The sequence below is a fragment of the Dyadobacter sp. genome, from assembly GCF_039919315.1.
In the GTDB taxonomy this organism is placed as follows: domain Bacteria; phylum Bacteroidota; class Bacteroidia; order Cytophagales; family Spirosomataceae; genus Dyadobacter.
Genome location: NZ_JBDSFX010000102.1, coordinates 93947 through 113606 on the forward strand (window position 1 = coordinate 93947; position 19660 = coordinate 113606).

At 43.8% G+C, this 19660-nt stretch carries 14 protein-coding genes; 5 read left to right on the forward strand and 9 right to left on the reverse strand.

Annotation, left to right across the window (positions count from 1 at the left end):
* Window positions 1–51: 51 nt before the first annotated feature.
* Both ABIO93_RS29970 and ABIO93_RS29975 read right to left on the reverse strand, forming a co-directional pair.
* Complete coding sequence (locus tag ABIO93_RS29970; RefSeq protein ID WP_348073714.1) at window positions 52–2748, reverse strand: ABC transporter permease; 2697 nt, start codon at window positions 2746–2748, stop codon at window positions 52–54.
* A 1-nt stretch (window position 2749) separates the two neighbouring features.
* Entirely contained in the window at window positions 2750–3070 is a 321-nt protein-coding gene (locus tag ABIO93_RS29975; protein ID WP_348073715.1) for a PadR family transcriptional regulator, read from the reverse strand.
* A gap of 324 nt (window positions 3071–3394) precedes the next feature.
* Between ABIO93_RS29975 and ABIO93_RS29980 the strand changes: the two genes are divergently transcribed.
* Both ABIO93_RS29980 and ABIO93_RS29985 read left to right on the forward strand, forming a co-directional pair.
* On the forward strand, window positions 3395–4288 hold the full coding sequence (locus ABIO93_RS29980; protein ID WP_348073716.1) for a LysR substrate-binding domain-containing protein: 894 nt from the start codon (window positions 3395–3397) through the stop codon (window positions 4286–4288).
* A 133-nt stretch (window positions 4289–4421) separates the two neighbouring features.
* Window positions 4422–7067 (forward strand): c-type cytochrome, encoded by a 2646-nt coding sequence (locus tag ABIO93_RS29985; RefSeq protein ID WP_348073717.1) that lies wholly within the window; start codon window positions 4422–4424, stop codon window positions 7065–7067.
* 586 nt (window positions 7068–7653) lie between these two features.
* On the opposite strand, the gene ABIO93_RS29990 is transcribed toward ABIO93_RS29985, so the two are convergent.
* Both ABIO93_RS29990 and ABIO93_RS29995 read right to left on the reverse strand, forming a co-directional pair.
* A complete protein-coding gene (locus tag ABIO93_RS29990; protein WP_348073718.1) occupies window positions 7654–8028 on the reverse strand; it encodes a hypothetical protein in 375 nt (124 codons plus the stop codon).
* A gap of 59 nt (window positions 8029–8087) precedes the next feature.
* A complete protein-coding gene (locus tag ABIO93_RS29995; protein ID WP_348073719.1) occupies window positions 8088–8957 on the reverse strand; it encodes an AraC family transcriptional regulator in 870 nt (289 codons plus the stop codon).
* Window positions 8958–9048: 91 nt separating this feature from the next.
* Between ABIO93_RS29995 and ABIO93_RS30000 the strand changes: the two genes are divergently transcribed.
* Entirely contained in the window at window positions 9049–10050 is a 1002-nt protein-coding gene (locus tag ABIO93_RS30000; protein WP_348073720.1) for a zinc-binding dehydrogenase, read from the forward strand.
* A 66-nt stretch (window positions 10051–10116) separates the two neighbouring features.
* Here the strand turns inward: ABIO93_RS30000 and ABIO93_RS30005 are convergent, their stop codons facing one another.
* From ABIO93_RS30005 to ABIO93_RS30015, 3 genes are read right to left on the reverse strand one after another with little or no spacing between them, the layout of a single operon-like run.
* Window positions 10117–11208 carry an Ig-like domain-containing protein gene (locus ABIO93_RS30005; RefSeq protein ID WP_348073721.1) on the reverse strand — a complete coding sequence of 364 codons (1092 nt, stop codon included), beginning with the start codon at window positions 11206–11208 and terminating at the stop codon, window positions 10117–10119.
* 36 nt (window positions 11209–11244) lie between these two features.
* Window positions 11245–11922 carry a hypothetical protein gene (locus ABIO93_RS30010; protein ID WP_348073722.1) on the reverse strand — a complete coding sequence of 226 codons (678 nt, stop codon included), beginning with the start codon at window positions 11920–11922 and terminating at the stop codon, window positions 11245–11247.
* A 57-nt stretch (window positions 11923–11979) separates the two neighbouring features.
* Window positions 11980–13398 (reverse strand): hypothetical protein, encoded by a 1419-nt coding sequence (locus tag ABIO93_RS30015; RefSeq protein WP_348073723.1) that lies wholly within the window; start codon window positions 13396–13398, stop codon window positions 11980–11982.
* Window positions 13399–13602: 204 nt separating this feature from the next.
* Here ABIO93_RS30015 and ABIO93_RS30020 point away from each other — a divergent pair, with 204 nt between their 5' ends.
* Both ABIO93_RS30020 and ABIO93_RS30025 read left to right on the forward strand, forming a co-directional pair.
* Window positions 13603–14400 (forward strand): HipA family kinase, encoded by a 798-nt coding sequence (locus tag ABIO93_RS30020; protein ID WP_348073724.1) that lies wholly within the window; start codon window positions 13603–13605, stop codon window positions 14398–14400.
* Window positions 14378–14761 carry a DUF3037 domain-containing protein gene (locus tag ABIO93_RS30025; RefSeq protein WP_348073725.1) on the forward strand — a complete coding sequence of 128 codons (384 nt, stop codon included), beginning with the start codon at window positions 14378–14380 and terminating at the stop codon, window positions 14759–14761. Before ABIO93_RS30020 ends, ABIO93_RS30025 begins: the two co-directional genes overlap by 23 nt.
* A gap of 5 nt (window positions 14762–14766) precedes the next feature.
* Here ABIO93_RS30025 and ABIO93_RS30030 read toward each other — a convergent pair whose 3' ends face one another.
* Together ABIO93_RS30030 and ABIO93_RS30035 are read right to left on the reverse strand one after the other, a co-directional pair.
* The gene (locus ABIO93_RS30030) at window positions 14767–15522 is read right to left on the reverse strand and encodes a LytTR family DNA-binding domain-containing protein (protein ID WP_348073726.1); all 756 of its coding nucleotides are present in this window, start codon (window positions 15520–15522) and stop codon (window positions 14767–14769) included.
* A gap of 5 nt (window positions 15523–15527) precedes the next feature.
* Entirely contained in the window at window positions 15528–19097 is a 3570-nt protein-coding gene (locus tag ABIO93_RS30035; protein WP_348073727.1) for a histidine kinase, read from the reverse strand.
* Window positions 19098–19660 lie beyond the last annotated feature (563 nt).

The window sequence follows — 19660 nt, forward strand, 5'->3', positions numbered from 1 at the left end:
TTTCAAATAGTTACTGCAACAAATAAATCCATGGAGTCATTGGCTTATGTCTCATTCACTCTTCAACGATTTCGCCGGATTCATCAACGCCGCCTTAATCGCCTGTGAGCTAACCGTTGCAAAAGCAATGATCATAGCCAAAAGTCCTGCCAGCACGAACATCCACCATTCAATATCAATCTTATAAGCAAAGTCATTGAGCCATAATCTGACTCCGTACCAAGCTATTGGAGAGCCTATTACGATGGAAATTAATACCAATTTCAGAAAATCCTGCGATAGCAATGTGACAATGCTTCCAACGGTCGCACCCAGCACTTTCCTTACTCCGATTTCCTTGGTACGCTGGGCGATGGTGTAGGACGACAGTCCGAAAATTCCGAGCGAAGCGATCATAACTGCCAGCAGGGAGAAAAAGCTCGAAACTTGTCCAAAAATACGGTCGTCCTTGTATTGCTCATTGAATTTTTCGTTCATGAAAAAGTAATTGAAATTGTTGCCGGGGAAGAAGTCATTGTATTTCTGTTTGACCATACCAATTGAATTTCCCAGGTCAGCGGTATTTATTTTGATCGAAAAGAAACCAGCCAATGTGTAAAAAGGCGCGAAAACAATGGGCTCAATGGCGTGTTTGAGGGACTGTTGATGAAAATCGCTCACCACACCCACGATATTCCATTCTTTACCATAAAGCTCAAATTTTTGTCCGGCAGCTTGTTCAGCATCTTTGAAGCCGAGTAGTTTAGCGGCTGACAGGTTCAGAATGGCATTCGTAACTTTGTTGCCATCGTTATTCGAGTCCGTCGGGCGGAAATTACGGCCGGCCAGCATTTTGATCTGATAGGTTTCGAAAAAAGCAAAATCCACCGGCATGCGGCTGAATGTAACCCCCTTTGCGTTGTCAGCACCCACTCTTTTTACATTAAAGCTCCTGCTCAGACGGTTGCCAAATACATTGGCCGATGCACTCGCCACTTTCACAGAAGGCAGGCGTTCCAGTTCTGTTTTGAATGCATTGATCCGGTCGATGGCTGTTGAATCCCAGCGCGTAAGCTCCGGCCCACGTATGACCAGCACGCGATCCATATTGAAACCCAGATTCTCTTCCCGCATGAATTTCAATTGCTTGAATACAATGAATGTACCGATGATCAATGTAATGGAGGCCGTATATTGGAATACGACCAGTGACTGGCGCACCCAGATGCCTTTGGTCGATGTTTTGAATGATCCTTTTAAAACTTGGATTGCCTTGAATGCTGACAATGCGAATGCGGGATAGAAGCCGGAAAGTAAAATACCGAGTACAAAAATGCCAACCAAAACGAGCGCCATATATTTTCCTCCAAAACCATCGCCGGTTAGCAGGGAAAGCGATAATGGTTTTTCAATAAGCTGGTTCAAAACAGGCTGCAATGCAACGGTAAGTCCAACTGCCAAAATAAGTGCGAGCAGATTAAGTATAATAGATTCGGATAAAAACTGCCAGATCAGCTGACCGGATGTTGCCCCCGCGACCTTGCGAACACCCACCTCTTTGGCGCGTTCAAGTGAGCGGGCGGTAGAAAGATTGATGTAGTTGATCCAGGCAATCAGGAGAATGAATACGGCGATGATGAGCATCGTCCATACAGCCTTTCCATTATTGACTTTACCAATCTCATATTCGTAATCCGAAAACAAATGCGCCTTGTTCAACGGCTGCAGGAAGAATTTCTCCTCGCTGCCAGTAACCTTATCTCCTTTAAAATAACGCTGACTGAATGAAGGGAATTTCTTTTCTAGTTTGGCTACATCCGCACCCGGTTTTAGTTTCACATAATGCCACATATCGGAGCTTTCGAAACCAGCCCTTACCCACTCGCCCCATGTTTTGGCCAGCGTTTCATACGACATCAGCACGCCATATTGCAAATGCGAAGCGGCCGGAAAGTCTTTCATCACACCAGTGATCAGATAAGGTTCTGTGTCCTGGTCCACATGGACGGTTTTCCCGATCAGGGTTGCGTAATCGTCCGTAGTTGCGTGGAAGATCCGCTGCGCATTGGTTTCAGAGATCACAATGGATCTGGGTGCTTTGAGCGCAGTTTTGGGATCGCCGGCGATGAGCGGAAATGTAAAAACAGAGAGAAAATGATCATTAACATAAGCGCCTTTCTCTTCGTAAATTTTGTGGTCTTTCTGTAAACTGAATGTACCCGGATTTCCGATGGTCGTGTAGGATTCAATTTCATTAAAATCCTTGCCCATCGCAGGGGCGACGCCTGGATAGGTAATGGTACCATGCTGCACGAGTTTCCCCTGCTGGAACCGGTCGTTGGTAATGCGATAAATACGGTCAGCATCTTTGTGAAACTGATCGAAACTGAGCTCGAAACTCACATATTGTAATATCAGCAGGCAAGCGGTGATCCCTACCACCAAACCAGTAAGGTTAACGAAGGAAAAAGCTTTGTTTTTCCACATATTGCGCAGGGCAATTTTGAAATAATTTCTAATCATAGATAGTTGAATGATAGATGGTTGTGGGTATTTGCTAGCCTCTTTTTTGAATGCAAACGGGCGGATCATGCTCAGCACGTCGATGGTATGTCGAAACCGCGCGTTGTTTATATCCCCGGATTTAATGCGCTGAAAATACAATTCTTCCAGGTCGCCTTCGAGCTCTTCCACCAGATGCGATGCGCAGAACAGCCGGAGCAAGCGGTTGGGCCATTTTGGTGGATTTTGACTGTTATTTGATTTCATTTCACGCAGTTTTTGGAATACTGTCCCACATTCTATTCCGAATCTCCCGAATGGTATCCAATGCCTTGGTGCCGGCCATTGTAACGGCGAAAAGTCGTTTGCTTCGTCCGCCCCTTTCCGCAGTAGCACCACCCAGGCGCGAAGTAAGTAATCCCTTTTCTTCCAGCCGGTGCAAAGAAGCATGTACCGCGCCAAGGTTAACGGACCGGCCCAGTTGCTGCTCGATCTCATTGGTAATTGCAGCGCCGTACGCATCCCCCGAAAGGATCGCAACAGCCAACAAAACGACTTCTTCAAATTCGCCTAGGTATGTACCCTTCATTTTTTTAGCAATTATTGGCTGTTGGCTGTTGGCTATTAGCTATTAGCTGTTAGCTATTAGCGATTGGCTTTTGTATTCTGTTTTTTTGGCCAACCGCTAACGCCTAACCGCTAACGCCTAACCGCAAACGCCTAGCCATCTCTTCTGTAATTGTATAACAAATAGAGTGCCAGATTTGGAAAGTGTTTATTTTGGTTAAAAATGAGGATTTTGCTTTAATGTACTGTTCAAATGCGGACATTTGAAATCATGTGCGGACAGTCGGAATGGACGATATTTGAATAATCGGGACGTATGGCGTAAGTTTAGTTTTTCGACTCACATATGGTTTTTGATTTTCGTTTACAGGTTTTTCACACGGTGGCCAAAAGGCTGAATTTTACCAAGGCCGCGGCCGAGCTCTTTATCAGCCAGCCCGCAGTGACCAAGCACATTCATGAGCTGGAAAATCAGTTGAATACCAAACTTTTTGAAAGAAATGGATCTAAAATAAAGCTGACGGCCGCGGGTGAGATCCTGGTTCACCATGCTGAGCAAATATTTGAGATTTACCGAAACATTGAATTTGAGATCAACAACTTGTCGCAGCGGCAGGGAGGTACATTGCGTTTGGGGGCCAGCACGACGGCTGCACAGTACATTTTACCACCCATACTGGCCGCTTTTCACAAGAAATTCCACACCGTGAAGGTTACGCTGACGGTTAAAAATACAGAAGAAATTGAGCAGGCCCTTCAAAACAAAGAAATTGATCTGGGGCTGATCGAAGGATATTCCAAAAATGCGGCGATCAAATACATAGAATTTCTGAAAGACGAAATCGTGCTGGTCGCTAATAGTAAGAATCCGCTAGCTGCTACGGGCCAGATTGCTGCCGATACATTGAAACAGATTCCACTGTTACTACGCGAACCCGGATCCGGAACTTTAGAAGTCATTGCCCACGCATTAAAAACGGTCGGGATTAGTATAGGCGACCTCAATAGCGAAATGCAGCTTGGCGGGACGGAAAGTATGAAATTGTACATGCTGCATTCGGATACGATGGCTTTTCTTTCGATTCACTCGGTACTTAAAGAACTACAAAGTAAAGAGTGCCGGATTGTGGACGTGGAGGGATTGACGATTGAGCGATATTTTCATTTTACTATCCTGCATGGTCAGCATGAAGCGCTGCCTGAGCTATTCATGAAATTTGCCAAACATCATGCTAAGTAACCGCGCTGACATTCGCTTTTTAAGCAAAATGGTGAGGTTTTTAGAGTAGTTATTCAGATTTTCGCGGTTTATTTATATTAGCATTTTGTCCATTTTACACGGTACCCAACCCGCTCATTGATTTCTTATTGATATGTTAAAAATTACATTTGGCCTGGTCTCCACATTTCTGCTGCTCTATTGGAATGGCATGAATTTGCAGCACCATGAAGGCCAGGAAGTTAAAAAAGCCGTGACAAAAATCGATTCGCTGCCTAATGCGACCAGCTGGCCCGCGGAACTCGACGTAACCCCGTTCGCGGGCGCTAATCTTACTCCGAGCCCTGCCTGTTTGGCGGTGGCGGCAACCGGGGAGGTGTATGTAGGTGTGGACATGATTGGTTCTTTGGGAAAAGATCCCGGAAAAGGGAGCATAGTCCGCCTGGTTGACTCTAATAATGATGGCAAGGTGGACCAGAATACTACATTCGCGAAAGTAGATGATCCACGTGGGATCATTTCAATGGGCGATCAGGTATTTGTGCTGCATACCACTTTCGCCAATGGAAAAGCTTCCGGCATGGACCTGGTTGTTTTTGAAGATAAAAATCACGACGGCGTTGCCGACGGACCTTCCAATCCTTTGATACAAGGCATCAGTAATCCGACATTCCTGCAAAGTCGGGGCACCGACCATTCAACCAATGGTATCCGCATGGGAATTGATGGCTGGATTTATATTGCCGTGGGGGATTTTGGTTTTCATGAAGCAGTGGACCGCTCAGGTAAAAAACTGACCCAATTGGGCGGAGGAATCGTAAGGGTTCGTCCCGACGGTACTGAAATGGAAGTCTACACGCATGGCATGCGTAACATATATGACGTGGCGATTGACCCGTATATGAATATTTTTACCCGTGACAATACCAATGATGGCGGCGGTTGGAACATTCGTTTTAGCAACCAGATCCAGTCAGGAGAATACGGCTATCCAGTTCTATTCAAAAACTTTACGGAAGAAATTATTCCCGCGTTGATCGACCTGGGCGGCGGATCGGGAACGGGTTCATTGTTCTTGGACGATCCTACGTGGCCTGCGAAATACAACCGCGTACCGATGATGGCAGACTGGGGCAGGAGCCAGGTGTACGTGCACCGCGTCACGGCTGACGGACCGACATTTAAACAAAATGAAGAGGAATTTATCAAGTTGGCGCAGATCACCGACCTGGATGTGGATGCTTCGGGACGTATGTACCTGGCAGCGTGGGATGGAGCTGGTTATTCCGGTAATCCAGGCAAAGGGTTTGTAGTACGTGCAGTTCCAAAAGGCTGGCAGTACAAAGCTTTCAAGGATGTTAAAAAGTCTTCGGTGAAAGAGCTGGAAGCACTTTTGAAATCAGAAAGCGCCGTTCAGCGTTTGGCCGCACAACAGGAATTATTGGCGCGTTCACCCAAAGAGGCTGCAAAAGCTTCCTGGACTATCGCTGCCAATAAAAGTCTTCCATTATACATCAGAGCCGCCGGGATTTTCACATACGGCCAGGCTGCGGGAAAAGAGGGTATTGCCAATCTGGTGAAATTGACTGACGACAGCGACGTGCGTGAATTTGCATTGCGCACGTTGGCCGACAGAAAGCCTAATCTGGATAAGGTGCCTACCGAGCCATTTATGAAAGGAATGAAGGATGCGTCACCACGTGTACAGATTGCAGCCAGTATTGGACTGGGTCGATTGGGACGTATAGAAGCTGCACCGGCATTACTTGCGGTAAAGGTTCCTTCCTCATTTGTATCACCTGAAAAAGGCACGGAAGGTCCGCATGCGACGCCCAATTCTGCCATCGTTCCGCCGCATATTGCAGTTCGTTCACTGGTTGCGATTCATGCGGTCGATGCGTGCGTAAAAGCAATTGGTACTGAGAATTCAACTATTGCACTTTGGGCATTGCGGTATATGCATGATCCAAAAGCAGTTTCAGGCTTGATAGCAGCATATGGACAAGCCAAAGATGAGGCTTTGAAAAAGCAGATATTGACCACATTGGGCAGGCTTTATAAGGAAGAAGCGCCTTATGATGGTTCCTGGTGGTGGAGTACCAGACCTGACACGCACGGTCCATACTATAAAGCCATTGCGTGGGAATCGTCAGATGCCATCAAAACTTTCCTGATCGGGGAATGGAACAAAGCTGATGCTTCCGGAAAGAAATTCTATGCGGAGTTGAATGGCCGCCAGCGTATGGGGATCGATGAGTTTGGTGGCGAGGACATTGTTGTTGAAAAACAGGAATTGAAAATTGACCTGAGCAAGATCCAGAATAAGAAAGGACAGATCGGTGAAAATTCTATTGAAGATGTGATGCTCGCGATTGCGAAAATAGAAGGCAATCCGGCGCTGGGTAAGACATTGTTTACCAAACAAGGATGTGTGGCTTGCCATAGCATTACCAAAAACGGCCCATTAAAAGGACCATATATGGGGCAAATTGGCTCGATTATGAATCGCGAGCAGATCGCTGAATCTATTTTGAAACCAAATGCGTCTATCTCGCAAGGTTTTGCTTCGGTGCTGATCACGACTAAAGACGAGAAAAGCTATATGGGCTTTGTTTCTGAGGAATCGGCTGAGAAACTCGTTTTGAGGGACATTACCGGTGCGGTTTACACTTTCAAAATGTCGGATGTAACTTCCAGAAAAGAAATGGAAAATTCCATGATGCCTCCGGGACTTGCTAATGAACTATCCTACGAAGAGTTTGCTTCCCTGGTCACATTTCTTTCCCAGCAGAAAAAGTAGAATTGGGTAGTTAGACCAATAAATATTAAACGAAAAGGGGCCTTGTGCCCCTTTTCGTTTTCTTGCAATTTCCCCGCTCTGATTCCGGCTAATTTTGACGTAGAACTTAAATATTCACATAAACTTACAGTAGCGCTGGGTTACAAGGTTCAATTTATTGACATACCTTCACTGGCAGTGAAAGATATTTTGCCAAATAATACTACCGGCCGCGATTGTTTTGAAATAAAGATTTCTAAAAAATATATATTTGCAGGTAGTCCTTTTGCTGGACTGTATAGTAGTAATTGTAAATCGGAAGTCACTTATCGGATATATACTTTTCTCAACGTTTATTTATTCCATTTGATCCCCTGCCAGATTCATCTGACAGGGATTTTTTGTTAGACAAAAGCAAGGTATATTTGAAAGCAGATCCTTATTTACCGTCATCTCCTCGATTTGGCCTTCTACGATTTTTCCAAACAAGCAAGAGCTGATTATCCACTAGGCATTCAAAAAGAAATTTTGAATGCCTGTTGCATCGCGTTCATTTCCTCAGAAATAGGAATTTATTCAAGAAAAAGAAACCTTACCTAGGACGCTTTCAAGGCTTCGCAGTCTTCTTTTTAATGGTATCGGGCATGATTGCGCCGCCGGTTACGATCGTCTTTTTACGCCTCTTTACGGTGTAAGAAGCGGTAGTATCTGCATCCGGACGTCCGGTGCTGCTGCGTCCGTCAATGGTTCCCGTGGTGCTGACGTTGCCATTATCATTCAGTATAGGGCCACTTTCGGCATTAGCCGAATCTTTTAAAATAGCATTAACATCGGAAGTGTCAGTGCTAACTTTTGTCCGTGAAGTCTTTCTTTGATACACTTTCTGGCTTTTGGAAGAACCGGGCTTTTTATCGACAGACTGCGCAAATGAGATGGCGGGAGCCAAAAGGAGCGCAATTAGAATGAATTGAAGCGTTTTCATAGTTTTCAGATTTAAGAATGGTGATCCTGATTCATTTATTCTAAAATACCGTTCCAGTGTCATGAATTGGTAACGGACTGCCGATGTTTCCTTCGGAATTCCCCGAGTGTCATACCTTTGCTTTTCTTGAAAAATCGGTTTAGATGACTTTCATCTGTGAAGGATAGCTCGCTCGCAATCTCGTTAATACGCATATCGCTATGCAATAAGCGAGTCTCAACCAGTTTGAGCCGCGAATTGATGATATATTCCTGCATCGTCTCGTTAGTCTGTTTTTTAAAATAACGCCCTAAGTAGGATTCTGAAATTCCAAAATGCTGACTGATGTACCCAGCTTTAATCTTTTCGGGATAGTAAATGTTCTGCTGGATATATTGCAGAATTTCAAGCGCTTTCACTTCAGTACCCTCGCTGATTTGTTCTGGCAGATATTTGGCAATGTTTCGTGCTACCAGAATAATCATCGTGTTAACGTATTGGTTGATAAGCTCCTGATTGTAAAGATCACGGTTGACATATTCGCGAATAATAGCCTCTACCAGTGGCTTGATAATGCTTTTGTCAGTTTGATTTTTAAGTATACAACCAGGCTGGTGATTTGCATTCTGTAAAATGAATTCCAGCCTTTGCAATAACTCGCTTCTCCGGGAAGCACTGACCAGCGAGGAATTGCTTTTGATATACAAATCATTGAAACGGATAAAGAAAAACCGCGTTGTCGTTTCAATGTCGAATGAGTGGGTATCTTCTGGCGTGATCAGGAACATATGCCCCTGATGGTACTGAAATTTATTTTGATTAATAACCTGAGTGCCGCTGCCTGAGATAATGTAAACCAGTTCAAAGAAATTATGCTGGTGCTGCCCCATAGGACATTCGTCCAGTTCTTTATAGATAATTTCAAATGGTTGGTGAAGATTTTCTCTCATTAGTAAAAAGTGTACTGTTATATAGCAAACTTGTACAGCAAATATATCTTTTTTATAGTACAAATTTGCATTTCAATTAACAAAAAGAATTATGAAAGCAGCTTTTTTAATCAATAGCAACGAACCATTAGTGATCCGGGAAGTACCTACACCGGAGCCAAAGGAAAATGAAATTCTAATCAAATTAGCCTATTCAGCATTGAACCATCGTGATGTGTGGATCCAGAAAGGGCAGTATGCGGGCACGAAGGAGGGATTGATCCTGGGTTCCGATGGGTTCGGAACCGTTACCGGTGTTGGTATAAATGTCAGCAATGAATGGGTCGGAAAGGAAGTGATTATCAACCCCGGCCACAACTGGGGTGATAACCCTGCTGCATTTGGCGACGATTTCAAAATATTGGGGAACCCTGACCCGGGAACTTTTGCAGAATACATTACCATTGATGAAAAATACATTCATGCCAAGCCTGCTCACCTCACCGATGCGGAAGCTGCGGCTCTTCCTCTGGCTGGCCTTACGACTTACAGGGCACTTTTTACGAGAGCTGCACTGGCAGCAGGAGAGAAAATCCTCATCACCGGAATCGGTGCCGGTACCGCCTTGCTCGCATTGAAATACGCGATTGCGGCAGGGGCACAAGTGTATGTGACGTCAGGCTCGCAGGATAAAATCGACAAAGCGAAGGAGTTGGGAGCAGTGGATGGGTTCATCTACAAAGATGAAAATTGGCCAATCAAGGCGAAGGATATAACTGGCGGCTTTGAAGTGATTCTTGACAGTGCATCAGGTAGTGGTTTTGGTAACCTTATTGAGATTGTCAAACCTGGTGGCAGAATCGTATTTTTTGGAGGTACCGACGGGCCTATTGGCAATATCATTCCAAATAAGGTGTATTGGAGAAACATTTCAATCCTGGGCACTACCATGGGTACCTTGCAGGACTTTAAAGACATGCTGGCATTTACTGAAAAGCATGAGATCAAACCGGTGATCGATAAGATATATTCGAAATTGAGCCAGGCCCAGGAAGCATTCGATTATATGCATCAGGGGAAGCAGTTTGGCAAAATCGTGCTGGCCAATCAGTGAAAGCTAAACAATGGCGGATGACGCCGCCATTGTTACCTTTGCTTAGTAGGTTTGTTACAAGTTGTGTCAATGATGCATTACTTTGAAAATTTTGACCGCACCATCATCTTGTTCAAAATGAATGTAATACATGCCGGTAGGATAGCTTTTCATTGAAATTGTGACTGAGCCGGAAAGCACTGGCTTTGATAACCTGATCAGCCCTGCGTTACTGATGAGCCGGATGTTTTTAACCTTGCTATTGCGTATGGCAATGTAAAGCATATCATCAACAGGATTGGGATAAACTTCGGCCCATGAAAATTCAGGAAAATGAACAGATCTGACCCGGCTAAACGAAAAAGTGTTGTCAGCATCCACCATCTTCAATCGATAATAGTTTATTCCTGACTCGGGAAGACTATCGGTATGATGGTAACGGCGCTCTACTTTACTTTCAAGCGCAGCTGCTGCATTTCCGATTTTCTGCCAGCTTTTCAGGTCCGTGCTTCTTTCAATGTCAAAATGGTCACTCTTAGTTTCCTCGGAAGTGGCCCATTCAAGCTTAGCCATAGTTTCGTTTTTAGTAACTTCAAAATAGGCAAGTCTTACAGGCAATGGGTCCGTTGAAATTTCCAGTTTGACATTGGCAATGTTTGAGAGCTGACCTGTTTTGTCCCTAACGGTGTACGTCAAAGTAACTTGTCCCGTGAAGTTGTGAAGAGGGGTAAATTCCAGCTTTCCATTCACACTCGATACGCTGCCGTTAGCCGGTTGCTGGACAATAGTGAGCGTGGTACCATCAAAATCAGCGCAGACGGACAGGTCATTTTTCAGAACATCCAAAACAACTTTTTTGTTAACAAATCCATCGGCAACATCATCCACTGCGGTGGGCGTATGATGTTTTACAATAATGTAAATCGACTCCTGTGAGGTGCAGTTGTCGTCATTAACGCCAATTGCCTTATAAGCCCCTTCCTCATCGACGACCAACTCCTCAGCACCGGAACCAAGAATAATCTGGTTATTTCTGTACCATTCGTATCGGGACGCCCCGGTAGACTCAGCTTTCAGGCGGAGAGTGGTGAGCTTGCACATGAACACTTCCCTAGCCGGGCCCTGCGCAATGGCGCAGCCGGACACAAGGAGCATCCATACAAGTAGGAAGTTGCGCATCAGTACCAGTTTTCTAAGTCCCGAACCGTTAATCAATTAATTAAGTGTAATAATCGGAGTAAGCGGCACTGCAAGGTTATGAAGGATTTCCTGGCTACCTGGGACGACAGCATTGACCAGTTTGGACGCAGTAAGTGCATACGTTCCGGTAGTTGGCAACTGGTAAGTGACTAACGCCTCGTATACCCCCTCGGTGATGACATGCAATGATGTGCTGCTCTCGCCTGTGATCAGGGTACCACCTTTTTTCCATGCAAAAGGAGAGATTGTCACTCCATATGTAGCTAGTCCGGTTACGGCTGTGACTGTTGCGCTCAAAGTGGCGTCGACACTTTTGTCAGTACAGAAGTTCAATTTGTCGGCAGTAATGGATACGGTGAGCTTTGGCAACACGATAATGGTATGTTCCACTACCTCAGACAAACAGCCATCCAAAACCTGGATAACCCCAAGTGAAATTTTGTGCAGTGTTGGCGACGTCGCCGCGTCAGAAAATGTATAGGTCAGAACGCCGCCCGAGGCCTGGTCAAGCGTCTGAATGGTTTGCCCGGACCCAGGATCAATGGTCCAGAGGTATTGGAAAAAATTGGAGCCTGCGGCTGGTGACAGGGAAAAGGCATCGCCGTTGATGACATAGTAAGTTCCCGCTTTGGAAACATTAGAAAATGCTGTCAAGACAAACAGAACACAGATGGAAGTAAAACATTTTTTCATAAAAATGGATTGTTTTTAGGGTAGATAGATTAATTTAATTGTGAACAGGAAATCCAGTTACGGAACAAGGGCAACAGAAGGTGATAGAGGAGGTGCCGTGACCGTTATTGTTACTTTCTTTCGTGGCGATGCAATGCAGCCCGCGCCACTTTTTTGTGTTTCGACATAGTATGTGACCTGTCCGGGTGTATTTAATCCCTGAGCGGTCCAGCTCTGTTGAGCAGATAATTGCGTACCCAATCGGATGTCCGTATACCATGCATAAGTGAATGATCCGATGCCACTGATGTTGATTTGCGAGGATAATGCTGAAAGTGACACAGTTCCAATGTTGCTACACGCGCTAGCATCAGATGCGTTAGCGATACCGGGAGACCTGCGGACATCATGAACGTTGATTCCGTTGGCACCCAGGCCCACACCCAGACCCGCAATGTTTAGATCGAGTTCCACTCTGTCAAAGACTACTGAGTTGCCTGAACCGTCTTTCGGGGCGAAATAAAACGTAATGACGCTGTCGTTTCCCCCAAGTAGATTAAGCAGCTGCACGTCGAGTAAATTGTTGATTAATACAGATGTCCCGACGGAACTATTACCATTATACGCTTGCAAAGTTATACTCGCAGCGACATTAGCGGAGAGGAAAGAACCACTTTGTGACAATATTAACCTGACGGCATCCGAAGGATTGGAAACCCCGTTAAAAAAGAATGTTTGCTTGATATGGCCTCCCAACAGGGCGGCGCCGCTAGAAATGAACGAGGACTTGGAAGTGAGCGATTCGTCAATGGCCTCCCAGGCGTTGTATATCTCAAAAGTTCCCAGCGTTAATCCCGAATAGCCTTTGGTTGTGACATTAGGTTGCCCACAATCGACCACATTGAAAGGGTAGGGGTTTGATGTGTTTGACGCAGAGGGACCGTAAAAACCATAGTATACCTGCAATGAATTGGAACCAAAGGCAATGGGTGAAGATACCGTCACTCTTACGAATTTAAATGTCGCAGTGGGTGAAATGGCAATAAAGACCGTCCCATCGGGCAGATAATACGTGGAAAACGCCGAAGATACCACACCCACCGAGTTATTGTTTTTATCATAGGCAGTAACGGCGAGCCTGCCACCCAGTAATGTGGAATTGTTATTGCTGGTTCGAAGATAAACAGTCCTTGGAGAGCCCACGCTGCTTATCACCTCGCTCGGGAATTCCAGTTGGATCCATGCAGTAGAGATACCGGCGGTACTGGTTGCTGTCAAAGTGGCAAAGGAATTATTCGGCTTTGGGCTCGCTAGCGTACTGCGAACATTGTCTGCACCTGTAACAGAATAGCTTCCCGTAAGACCAAGTCCGGCAGCAGTACCGTCGTTAGTTTGCTTGTCGGCATATATTGCATTGCTAGGCTGTCCTAGTAATTTGCCGCATATGGCAAATACAAACACTAGTGATGTCAATATAATGCGGATATTGATAACCATTACTTTGAAGAGGAGGAAATTGCGTAACTGCAATTAATTCTACAAAACTAACAGTGGTTGTCACTTTTGCAAATTTTTTATTTATATAATATAACTTTTTCTTGCAAAAACCTTGTTTCTGATAAGTTGAGCGATTAATCACCCTTAAAATAATTTATTAAAATTGCTTATATTGACAATTTCTAAATTACCAAATGCGATAAAATGGACACAAAACAGCCAAATCTGAGAACTGTCAGGGTTACACGTTATCTCACCCCATTGCGTGAGGGAGGGTCTCTCCCAGCTATTGCGGAGGCCGACGACGACTTTCTTTACGTTCTCAAATTCCGCGGAGCAGGGCAGGGGCCAAAGGCGCTCATTGCGGAATTGATCGGCGGCGAGCTGGCTCGTTTGTTAGGTTTGAAAATCCCTGAAATAGTATTTGCAGATTTGGACGAAGCATTCGGCAGGACAGAACCCGACGAGGAAATCCAGGATCTGCTTCGGGCCAGCACAGGCGTGAATTTGGCAGTCCATTATTTGTCAGGAGCAATTACCTTTGATCCACTGGTGACCATTGTTCATCCTAAATTGGCATCACAGATTGTGTGGCTGGATAGTTTTCTAACCAACGTAGACCGGACCGCACGTAACACGAATATGCTGATGTGGCATAAAGAGCTTTGGCTGATCGATCACGGCGCGGCGCTCTACTTTCATCATTCATGGGATAACTGGCAAGAGCAGGCTATCAAACCTTTTGTACAGATCAAGGATCACGTTTTATTAAAGTATGCTTCTGAATTAGAGCAGGTTAATGCGGACTTTCGTGCGATTTTAAATGGAGATATCATCAAATCTGTAACATCGCTAATTCCGCAGGAATGGCTGCTAAGCGATTCTCCGTTTCTGGCAGTTGATGCGCACAGGAACGCATATTCAGAGTTTTTAGAGACGAGGTTAACTGCCTCGGAAATATTTATAAAAGGGGCGCAAGATGCAAGGGAATCACTTATATGAGTATGCCATTATCCGCGTTGTACCCAGGGTGGAACGCGAAGAATTTATCAACATTGGCGTCATACTATATTGTCCTTCGCAAGGCTTTCTACAAACCCGGTATGAATTGAATGTACCGCGAATTTCAGCCTTTTCACCCTCCCTGGACCTGGAAGATGTGACACTGTACCTCGACGCTCTGGAGCGTATTTGTAAAGGCAGGAAGGAAGGAGGCGCTATCGGTTCACTACCTCTTTCATCCCGATTTCGGTGGCTTACGGCAACCCGAAGCACAGTAATTCAATCATCCAGAGTTCATTCCGGCTTTTGCAAAGATCCGTCAGAAACGCTGATGAAATTGTTTGACCAGCAAGTGAGGTAATTTGCTTATTTGATATTGAGAAACTGATGAACAATATCTTTTTTTCGACGTGATATCTCGATTTGAGAACCATCGGTGAGTAAAATGAACTGGTTATTGTGGCTAAGCTGTTTGATGTATTTTGGATTTACCAGGTGAGATTTGTGTGTACGGAGAAAGTTAAATTCAGCAAGCATTTCGTCAAAGTGCTTCAATGTTTTACTGGACAGAAATGGCTTTTTACCCAGCAAATGAATGCATGTATAGTTTTTGTCTGCTTCAAGCCGAAGGATTTCATCAAGGTTAAAGAAATATACTCCTCTGTTGGAAGGTACTGCCAGCCGGAAATCTTTGACCTTGGTTTTTCCGATGTTGGTGACCAGGTTATCATACAGCTGCTGTTTTTCCTCTGCTGATTTATGTTGGTTCTTTTCAAGGTGCCTGTTAATGGCAGTCTGCAGTTCTTCGGGGTCCACTGGTTTCAGCAAATAATCCAGTGCACTAAATCTGATCGCCTGTATCGCATATTGATTGTAGGCAGTAGTGAAAATAATGTCGTAGGTAGGGCTTTTCCTGGCGATCAGTAACTCAAAGCCATTTTGACCGGGCATCTCAATGTCCAGGAAAATAATGTCTGGTATAAACTTATCCAGGATTTCCAGTGCATGCCCGACAGAGTCGGCCTGCCTGATATCGAGTTCCTGCTGAATAAAATTAACAAGATAATGGTTCAGCACATTCCGTGCTTTGGGCTCGTCATCAACAATCAGGGCTTTGATCATGGTTTTCAGGTAGTTTTAAGGAAAGTTGAAAGTTCTATCTCTACTGTGGTTCCGATGCCGGTGTGGTCGGGACTATATTTGTCTATAATGTTCACGGATGCATGTTGCCCTTGTCGTTGCAGGAGATCGAGGCGGTCTTTGGAAATTTGCAAACCTTTGGACTTATGCATCTTGGCCTTGACATGATGTTTTTTGATTTCAAAAGATTTTTCTCTGCCAATGCCGTTGTCTTCAATGGTACATTTGAAAATATCATCATCGATCCGCTGAAATTTGATCGATAGCACTCTTTCTCCATCCTTATGCATCAATCCGTGCCATAATGCATTTTCCACGTAGGGCTGGAGTAGCATGGAGGGCAACACGATATCTTCGTCAAGGTCATCCTCCAACGTGATGCTATAGACAAAGCTTTGTTCAAATCGCATCTGTTCCAGTTGAAGATATAGGTCAAGGACTTCAATCTCTTCCTCAATGGTTACCAGATTTTTATCAGAATTATTCAGGACCATTCTGAAAAGCTTGGAGAATTTGTTCAGGTATTTGCTGGCCTCCCTATACTTCTCCGTCACAATACATTCCTGTATACTATTGAGACAGTTAAAAACAAAATGAGGGTTCATTTGCGCCCGCAAGGCCATCAACTGACTTTCAGCCAACATCTTGCTTATTTCCAGGAGCATGATCTCTTTCTGCTGCGTCTTTTCCTCAGCCTGCGCCTCAGCTATTTTAGTCGCACTGATGGCCGCAATAGTGGATAGCGCCCGCACGTGCTCATAGTTGAAGAACCCCTTTTTGCTATGTTCCGAATCAATGACTCCGATTACTTTACCTTCATGTATGATCGGTACAGCAATTTCCGACATTCTGCGCTCATCATCAACAATATACCTGCTGTCCTTCGCAGTATTTGGGATGATTAAAATTCTCTTCTCCTTGGCAGCAGCTCCTACAATCCCCTCTCCAATCGACAACTCCATCGGATTGGTAATTTCGTGTTCTTTTGTATTTTTTTTACCGTAGGCCGCTTTTTGTACCAATTTTGTTTTGGTATCATCCCAGAGATAGACAACACAATCCTGAAAATTTAATTGGGAAATACAATTTCTGGAAATGTCCCAACAGATTTCACTGACTGAATTTTCACCATATACAGAGTTGGCAAAATAATCAATCGTATTGTCAAATTTCATTTTTTGCTTGCGGTGCAAATGTGCCCGGTATACCAAAATAATGAACGCACCTGCCAATGTCGTCACTAGGGAGATAAACCACCAGCTTTGCCACCAGGGAGGTTTTACATAAATATCAATAGAGGAGACGGCAGTCATCCACTTCCCATTTTTATCGGTGCTCCTCACTTTAAAAGTATAGCTGCCCGGCGATAAGTTGTTGTAAGAGGCAGTGGTTGCTCTGCCGACATTGATCCATTTTTTGTCCAATCCTTGCAACTGGTAGCTGTACTGCAAAGAGGGGACATCCCGGTGATGTATAGAGGCATATTGGAAATTGAGATAGTCCTCATCGGCTGTTAAGCGTAGTGTTTTTCTACTGGCAAAATCTTCAATCTCACGATCAAAAATTTTGACCGATGTGATGTGCGGTGGCTTATCCAACGTAATAGACGCAAAAAGAAATGGATCGATGACTACTACGTGATCAAGCATAACCGCGTAAACAAGTTTATTGGACACTGTTACATCGTTCCAGTAATTCTCAAGTGTTTGGCCTAGATCGATTGTGACTTTTGTCACATTGTGCGTTAATGGGTTGAAAAATACCAGCCCTTCCCGGCCAGCGGCCCAAATGAAACCTCTGTCGTCAATCGCTAGGCTAGTAATAAAATCAAAAGTGAGTCCATTTGCGGTATTGAATATTTCAATCGTCTTTCCCTGTAGGTCAAACTTTATAATTCCCTTGCCCATGCTAGATGCCCAAATGTAGCCATAACTATCTTCTTCAAGAGAGCTTGCCTCAAAATCACGCACCTTGGTAATATGGTGAGTCACAAACTTTTCGCGCTCGGTGTCAAAAATCAGAATTCCTGTCCTTGCTAATGAAAATAAAATATTGCCATTGTTTAAAAGAAGAAAGCTGGTGCAAGTGCTATTATTGAATTTACCGTATTTCTCGCTTTTCCCATCAAACCTGTCGCAATGATTGGTTTTCGGGTTGTATCGATAAAGTGCATCGTTTAAAATTTGAAACCAAATATTTCCCTGTTTGTCGGCAAATATGAAATGGGAAGATAGTACAGCTCCTCTCTGTTTGTAAACATTAAGTTTCTTTAGCTTTTTTCCGTGCTCAAGAGAATAGATGCCGTTAAAGCCGGCGAACCACCATGTCGATCCTACCTTAACCGACATTACAAATCTATTTTCTAAAAATGGTGGTTTGTCGATGGCTGTATGTCGCTTAAATTTTCCAGTTTTCATGTGGTAGGCGACAATTCCATCGTCTTTAGTTGCCATTATTAAATCTTTGTCTATGGTTACGGTGTTTGCATGTGAAAAACCGGTATGTAGAAAAAAATCAAAACTCGGGAGCTGGTAAATGGCTTTGATAGGAGCTTTTGCATGGCTTTTACTGATTCCATTAATCGTAGCGAGCCAAACATTCCCTTCTTTGTCCTCAATAGCTTCTCGAAAAAAACCATAGCCAATTGAATAAGTTTGATTTTGATCAAAAGGGATTTTTTTTATTGTACTCCCTGGTTCTTTAACATACGCGGCAAAGGACCAGGTGGAAATCCAGACCCTATTTTTGCTGTCAATAAAAATATAGTTACATCCTTCATAAATTTTTTCTCCATCTAATGATAGATATTTTTCGGACTTATTATTTTTATAGTTCCAGTAATTTAGCGACAAATCTTTACTACAGCTATACCAAAAATTGAATTCTTTATCAAGCGCAATGGCGGAAATATGACTCTTCTTTAAAAGTGAAATGTTTTGAGGGTTATTATTCTTGTGAAAAATTATATTTCGTTTATAGTCAATGAAAAACACTTTATCTCCACCTACCCAAAATCCGCCTCTCAAAGAATCATGAATAATAGAAGATGAAAGAAATTCCGAATCTAGGATTTCTTTTGCACCGGGTATAATCGCTTCAATAGGTATCAGTTTGTTTTTAAAGAAAATAAAAATTCGAAGTTTCGTGACGATCCAAAGTCTACCCTTTCCATCTGGTTTTATCGTTAAGATATCGGTTTGGCTGAGTAGAGAAAGGTGTGCAGTATTTTCAAATTTGGAGTTGTTCTTGTTGAAAATCTCTAACCCCTGATTGGTCGCTAACAATAGTTTGTTTGTCCCGGCAATGGGTGAAATGGCATTAACGAAAAAATCGAGATGCCCCGAATGCGCTTTATACTGCCTCACTACCGCACCGTCGAATCGATTCAAACCGTTGCTGGTGCCAATCCAGAGGTAACCTTGCTCATCCTTATAAAGACACCTTACCTGCTTTGCGCTGAGGCCATCCTCCTCCCGTAGGTTCTGAAAAATGAGTTGTCCGTACACGTTGGTTACCATGACAGTGCTGATTATCAATAGTAAAATTTTACCTATCATCCGGTTTCTTTCTCATTTACCTGAAATCTAAGGTAACTGTTTGTAAAGCAGCTAAAAAATTATTGTGAGGTAGGTTTCAGTTATTTTAAGGTTTCGCGCGCCAGCACCCGTTTGTCGAACTACATTCTTACTCCATTGTTTTCGAAATCTACCTGATATTCATCCAAACTTGCCGATTGCTCATTATTAAATGATGGTTTCATTTTAATAAATGATTTTTACTGTCTATCGAAATATCAGGAAGCATATTTGTAAAAACTGTTATGCGTTAACTGATAGAACTAATTAATCAATTAACCCATTTAATTAAGTTATGTATTTTTTAGGCGTAATAATAAACTTTATAGCGGTAGTGCTTATCATCGTTAATTTTATTAATGACGACGAAAATCGCACTTCTAAATTTCAAACGTATGTACTGCGATCTATCGGGGCTCTCCTGATTATGTCAATTGTGATGTCGTATGGCTTTTATGATAACGGTGATCCGGCAACTGCGGATATCATTGTGTGGGTAACGGGAATCCCAATACTGGCGGCGGGTGCCTTTTCCTTATTGTTAA

Bases quoted from the DNA above. Each gene is read 5' to 3' on its own strand.
- ABIO93_RS29970 (WP_348073714.1), bottom strand. From the start codon at position 2,748: ATGAAATCAAATAACAGTCAAAATCCACCAAAATGGCCCAACCGCTTG.
- ABIO93_RS29975 (WP_348073715.1), bottom strand. From the start codon at position 3,070: ATGAAGGGTACATACCTAGGCGAATTTGAAGAAGTCGTTTTGTTGGCT.
- ABIO93_RS29980 (WP_348073716.1), top strand. From the start codon at position 3,395: ATGGTTTTTGATTTTCGTTTACAGGTTTTTCACACGGTGGCCAAAAGG.
- ABIO93_RS29985 (WP_348073717.1), top strand. From the start codon at position 4,422: ATGTTAAAAATTACATTTGGCCTGGTCTCCACATTTCTGCTGCTCTAT.
- ABIO93_RS29990 (WP_348073718.1), bottom strand. From the start codon at position 8,028: ATGAAAACGCTTCAATTCATTCTAATTGCGCTCCTTTTGGCTCCCGCC.
- ABIO93_RS29995 (WP_348073719.1), bottom strand. From the start codon at position 8,957: ATGAGAGAAAATCTTCACCAACCATTTGAAATTATCTATAAAGAACTG.
- ABIO93_RS30000 (WP_348073720.1), top strand. From the start codon at position 9,049: ATGAAAGCAGCTTTTTTAATCAATAGCAACGAACCATTAGTGATCCGG.
- ABIO93_RS30005 (WP_348073721.1), bottom strand. From the start codon at position 11,208: ATGCGCAACTTCCTACTTGTATGGATGCTCCTTGTGTCCGGCTGCGCC.
- ABIO93_RS30010 (WP_348073722.1), bottom strand. From the start codon at position 11,922: ATGAAAAAATGTTTTACTTCCATCTGTGTTCTGTTTGTCTTGACAGCA.
- ABIO93_RS30015 (WP_348073723.1), bottom strand. From the start codon at position 13,398: ATGGTTATCAATATCCGCATTATATTGACATCACTAGTGTTTGTATTT.
- ABIO93_RS30020 (WP_348073724.1), top strand. From the start codon at position 13,603: ATGGACACAAAACAGCCAAATCTGAGAACTGTCAGGGTTACACGTTAT.
- ABIO93_RS30025 (WP_348073725.1), top strand. From the start codon at position 14,378: ATGCAAGGGAATCACTTATATGAGTATGCCATTATCCGCGTTGTACCC.
- ABIO93_RS30030 (WP_348073726.1), bottom strand. From the start codon at position 15,522: ATGATCAAAGCCCTGATTGTTGATGACGAGCCCAAAGCACGGAATGTG.
- ABIO93_RS30035 (WP_348073727.1), bottom strand. From the start codon at position 19,097: ATGATAGGTAAAATTTTACTATTGATAATCAGCACTGTCATGGTAACC.